The sequence below is a fragment of the Kitasatospora putterlickiae genome, from assembly GCF_039527695.1.
Classification (GTDB): domain Bacteria; phylum Actinomycetota; class Actinomycetes; order Streptomycetales; family Streptomycetaceae; genus Kitasatospora; species Kitasatospora putterlickiae.
In genome coordinates, this window is sequence record NZ_BAAAKJ010000199.1 from 1 (window position 1) to 4,942 (window position 4,942).

Genomic DNA, 4,942 nt, shown 5'->3' on the forward strand with positions numbered 1-4,942 from the left:
CGGCCGGGCCCGCGCCGGCGGCGGTTCGCGCACCGTCCTGCCGGTCGCTCAGGAGGGTGTCGGTCATCCGAGCACCAGGTCCCTGGTGAGCGCCTGGAGGCGGAAGCGGGCGGCGGCGAGGTTGCCCTCGGCGCGGTCGAGCCAGAGGTGCAGGACGAGCCGGCTGTCGAAGACGGTGTCGATGAAGCAGAGCAGGTGGTAACCGCGGTCGGTGGTCAGGATGATGTCCTGCACCGGCGTCTCGCGGTCCTCCGCGGCGGTGAAGGTCGCGGCCTCGACCGCCGCCCGCACCAGGTCGGTCGCTTCGGCGGCCGTGGTGTCGTGGTCGCCGGTCGGACTGACGCCGGCACTTCCCAGGGCGAGCCCGCTGCTCCAGTCGATCAGACTCGCGGCACGGGCCCCGGCGATCGCCATCGCCCGGGTCAGGCACTCGTCGATACCCGGCACTCGGGCTCCTTCGGAGGATTCGGGGGAGGGGCGACGCGGCGGGGAGGGTTTCCGCGCGCCGGCGGGAATGCCGCGAGTGGTGGCATGTCCGACACGGAAGGGTAATGCCGGATTCGTGCGATGCACGTGCCATTGGCATATTCACACCAGAAGATCACATTTTCAACGATTCTTCGCCGATTCATCGGCTCCGCCCGCGGGCCCGAGGGGGCGGAGGCGGCCCGCGGCCTCACGGCGATCGTCCGGGCCGTCCGGCCTTCAGGCGCGGTCCGGCGCGCCACCCACCTCGGCGGACGCCCGCGCGGGACCCGTGCCGAATAACGATTGTGACGTCAACTCAGATATCCACCGCGGCACCCCCGCCCCGTCCAGCACCATGCGGGGAGAGGCCGTCCGGATCGGCACCCGTCGCCCGGCCCGGTCCGAGGACGGCCTTCGGACCCCCTCTTGCAGTAGCCGGGCCCGCCATGGTGGACGGCGGCGGGCCCCGGAATCCCGCCCCGTGACCGAGAGGCTTCAGCATGAGTCAAGCAGGGACCCGCCCCAGGATCGTCGTGGTGGGCGCAGGCCTGGCCGGCACCGCCACCGCCATCAGAATGCTCCGCTTCGCCCGCCTCCCGGTCGAGATCGTCCTGCTGGAGCGGCGCGCCGACTACCGCTCCGCCGGGGTCGCCTACCACCGGGACGGCAACCCCTGGGACCACGTCTTCAACATCCAGGCCGGGCGGATGTCGGTGTTCAGGGAGGACGTCCTCGACTTCGTCCACTGGGCCAACCGGGAGGCCGATCGCGGCGACTGGCCCGCGCGGTGGGCCGACCACGAGTTCACCGAGCCGGGTCCGGCGCCCCGGCGGATCTTCCAGGACTACCTGGAGCAGCGGCTCGCCGAGGCCGCCCGGGAGGCCTATCCGGGCGTCGTGCTCACCGAGGCCGACGGGGAGGCCGTCGACCTCGAACCCTCCTCCACCGGCGTCGACCTGACGGTCAGGCAGGAGGGTGGTGCGGAGAAGGTGCTCCCCGCCGCGCACGTGGTGCTCGCCACCGGCCTGGAGCTGAAGGACCTGCCCTTCGCCACCGAGGTGCTGGAGCACCCGCGGTTCGTCCGCCACCCCTACTCGGCCGACGGCGTGAGCAAGCTGGAGGCGCTGCCGCCCGAGGCCGAGGTGGTCGTCGTCGGCTCGGTGCTCAGCGCCTACGACTCGGCGGGCCTGCTGCTGCGCCGGGGCCACACCGGGACCATCCGGCTGGTCTCCCGCACCGGGACGATGTTCCGCGCCTATCCGGGCACCCATGAGCACGGTGTCGTGCGACTCGACTGTCCCAGCACACTGCTGGACGCCTACCGCGACCGCGAGGAGTTCCTCGAACGGGTCCGGACCGAGTGGACGGCGGCCTGCGCGACCGTCGCCCGCGACCGTCCGGACATCGCCCCCGAGGTGGTCGCCGAACGGGTCGCCAAGGCCTGGGAGCCGCACCTCCCCGCCGCCATCGAACGAATCCCGTCATCCGAACTGCGTTCCCTGCTCGACGAGTTCGGCACCGCCGTCGCCGCCCTGCGAGTCGGCGCGGTGCGGTACACCATCGAGGTCATCGAGCAGGCGATGCTTTCAGGCCCGGTCCGGCTGCTGGTCGGCGCCGTCCAGTCGATCACCCCCACCGGGACCGGCCGGCTGGAGGTCACCGTCGCCACCGCCGACGAGAAGCTGGCCGTCGAGGCGGACCTGGTGGTCTCCAACTTCGGCCGCGAGACCGACTACCGGCGGGTCGGGGAACCGCTCTGGCACAATCTGCTGCGCCGTGGCCTGGCCACTCCGCACGGGCGCACCGGCCGTGGTCTCGACGTCGACCACCGCGGCGTCCTGCTCGATCCCTCCGGTCGGCCCAGCGGCCCGCTCACCGCCGTCGGCCCGCTGCGCGAGGGCGACGAGATCGTGCGCAACGGCCGCACCGGCGCCTTCGCCTTCAACCTCGCCGCCATCAAGAACCACTCCATCGCGGTCGCGGCCCACGTCATCGAGCAACTGGAGCTGTCCGGCCCCCCCTCCGCCCCCGCTCCCGGCCGGCCCGCCGACCCGGATTCCGGACGGGCCCGCGACTTGGCCGGATCCGGTACCTCCGACGGCACGTTCGAGGAAGCCGCCGGTCCCGCGTTCGAGCAGGCTGTGAACCTGGAGGTGAGGAGGATGGCGACCAGCGCCCGCGCCCAACGGGAGCGTATCGACGCCCGATTGGACGCCCTGATCGGCTTCCCCGCCGCCCCGGACGGTCCCGGACGCCGCCGACTCCAGGCGGCCGTCAGCCGGTCCGCCGTCCGGAGACTCACCGACGTCTCCGTGACTCCACGCCAACTGCGGCATCACCTGGGGATCCCGGACAGCGCGGACACCTACGAGGACATGGAGGACTAATTGAACGGGCGACGGATCCAGGGCTTCATGCTCACCGGTGGCACCCGAGCGACCCTTCGCGGCACCTGCAACCGCACCGGGCGCCCGCAGGCGGGATCCATCCTGATCGCCCCCCATCTGGAGGCGGGCCTGTACGACGCCATCGTCGCGGCCGACGCCGTGGTCTGCGGCGGAGGCGGGCAGACCGGCCACATGCAGTCCCTCTGCCGCGGCCGCGGCATCCCGGTGCTCAGGGTCGACGAAGCCGACCTCGCCGACCTGGTCGGCACGGTCACCCTCGACCTGGAGAACGGCGCGATCCTGCTCGAACCCGACCCGGCCGCGGGGCCCGCCCCCGCGCCGGGCACCGGCGCCCCCACCGCCGAACACCTCGGCGCCGCCTGCGCGGTCATCGCCGACTTCCAGGACATCCGGACCGTCAACTCCTGCGGGCCGAACGCCAAGCGCGTCGACTCCTTCTTCATCCGGGAGGAGTTCCTCTGCCTGGCCGCCGGGCTCAGCCCGTTCGACGCCCTCGACGGCGGGTCCGAGGAGATCGCCCGCTACGGGCGGGCCATCGCCGAGCGCCTCGAAGCCTTCGTCGAAGAACTCCTCCCCGACCAGCGCCTCGTCCTGCGCCTGCTCGACCTGCGCTCCGACCACGCCGCCAGCGTCACCGAGCAGTCCGCCGTCGCCGTCGAACCCAACCCCGAACTGGGCCTGCACGGCGCCCGGTGGCTGCTCGGCTCAGCCCCCTACCGGGACGCCCTGCACACGGTGCTCGACACGCTGCGCACCCGGCTCGGCGACCAGGCGGCGCGCATCCACCTCTCCGTCCCCTTCCTGAACGACGCCGACGAGTACGCCCAGCTCCGAGCCCACCTCGAACTCCCCGGCACCGTCCCGCTCTCCGCGTTCATCGAGACCCCGGCCGCGGTCCACGCCACCCCGCAGATCTGCGCCGCCGGCGCGAGCGAGCTCTTCGTCGGGGTCAAGGACCTGGTCCAGTTCTACCTGGCCGCCGATCGCGGCAACCACCTCGTCGCCGACTCCTACCAGACCCGTCATCCCGCCGTCCTCGACGGCGTCCGCCGGGTCGTCGAAGCCGGCCGTGCCGCCGGTATCCCGGTCCGGGTCTTCTCCCTCGGCACCGACCTCGCCCACTACCTCTCCGAACTCCCCACCCCCGACGGCTACATGATGTGCACGGCCGAACTGGCCGAGGTCCTCCAGTCCGAGGCCGCGGTGTCCGGAGTCAAGCGTTTCGACCGGAAAAACTGAGCACGTTGGGAGAAGCCCCCACCGGTGGGAGGCCATCACTCTAGGGCACGCCTCGCCGCCATGCCCTCCTGAGTGCCGCGAGAGCTCCCTGCCTTCCTTCCCCGTAGGAGACCGGACCGATGACGACGTCCACCGCACCGTCGAATCCTGGCCTGAGAGCGCTGCTCGGCCGCCTGAACCACGGATCGCACCGCGCCGCCATGAACCTCTTCATGGTGGTGGTGCTCGCCCACTGGGCCGAGCACATCACGCAGGCGTACCAGATCTGGGGCCTCGGCTGGTCGGTGCCGAAGTCCAAGGGCCTGCTCGGCTACCAGTTCCCCTGGCTGGTGAAGTCGGAGTGGATGCACTACAGCTACGCCCTGGTGATGCTCATCGGGCTGTTCCTGCTGCGCCCCGGGTTCGTCGGGCGCGGCCGCACCTGGTGGACGGTGGCGCTGGTGATCCAGTTCTGGCACCACATCGAGCACCTGCTCCTGCTGCTGCAGGCGCAGACCGGGAGCTTCCTGTTCGGAAAGACGGCGCCGGTCTCGATCCTGCAGCTGGTGTTCCCCCGGGTCGAGCTGCACCTCTTCTACAACACCGTCGTCTTCATCCCGATGGTGATCGGCATGTACTACCACCTGCGGCCCAGCCGCGACGAACTGTCCGAGATGACGTGCAGCTGTAAGCACGCCGTCCATCATCACGAGGCCGCGGCGACCGCGTGAGTGCTACCGGATCGCCGCAGTCCTTCCGCCGCGCCCTCGCCGTCGGCGTCGGTGCCGTGGTGCTGCTGCTCGCCGGGCTGCTCTGGATCAGCGCTCGCCAGCCGGTCCGGCTGGCGA

4 protein-coding genes are annotated in these 4,942 nt (G+C 71.6%); 3 read left to right on the forward strand and 1 reads right to left on the reverse strand.

What is annotated here, in order from left to right; translation table 11 throughout:
• Positions 1 to 63: 63 nt before the first annotated feature.
• A complete protein-coding gene (locus ABD308_RS20085) occupies positions 64 to 447 on the reverse strand; it encodes a hypothetical protein (RefSeq protein ID WP_344337198.1) in 384 nt (127 codons plus the stop codon).
• Positions 448 to 968: 521 nt separating this feature from the next.
• On the opposite strand from ABD308_RS20085, the gene ABD308_RS20090 reads away from it, so the two are divergent.
• The 3 genes from ABD308_RS20090 (at position 969) to ABD308_RS20100 (ending at position 4,825) form a co-directional block, all read left to right on the forward strand.
• On the forward strand, positions 969 to 2,855 hold the full coding sequence (locus ABD308_RS20090; RefSeq protein ID WP_344337200.1) for an FAD/NAD(P)-binding protein: 1,887 nt from the start codon (positions 969 to 971) through the stop codon (positions 2,853 to 2,855).
• Positions 2,856 to 4,115 carry a putative PEP-binding protein gene (locus ABD308_RS20095; RefSeq protein WP_344337202.1) on the forward strand — a complete coding sequence of 420 codons (1,260 nt, stop codon included), beginning with the start codon at positions 2,856 to 2,858 and terminating at the stop codon, positions 4,113 to 4,115. It abuts the gene before it with no gap.
• Positions 4,116 to 4,315: 200 nt separating this feature from the next.
• Positions 4,316 to 4,825, forward strand: a complete 510-nt coding sequence (locus ABD308_RS20100; RefSeq protein WP_344337204.1) for a hypothetical protein — start codon at positions 4,316 to 4,318, stop codon at positions 4,823 to 4,825.
• Positions 4,826 to 4,942: the final 117 nt, after the last annotated feature.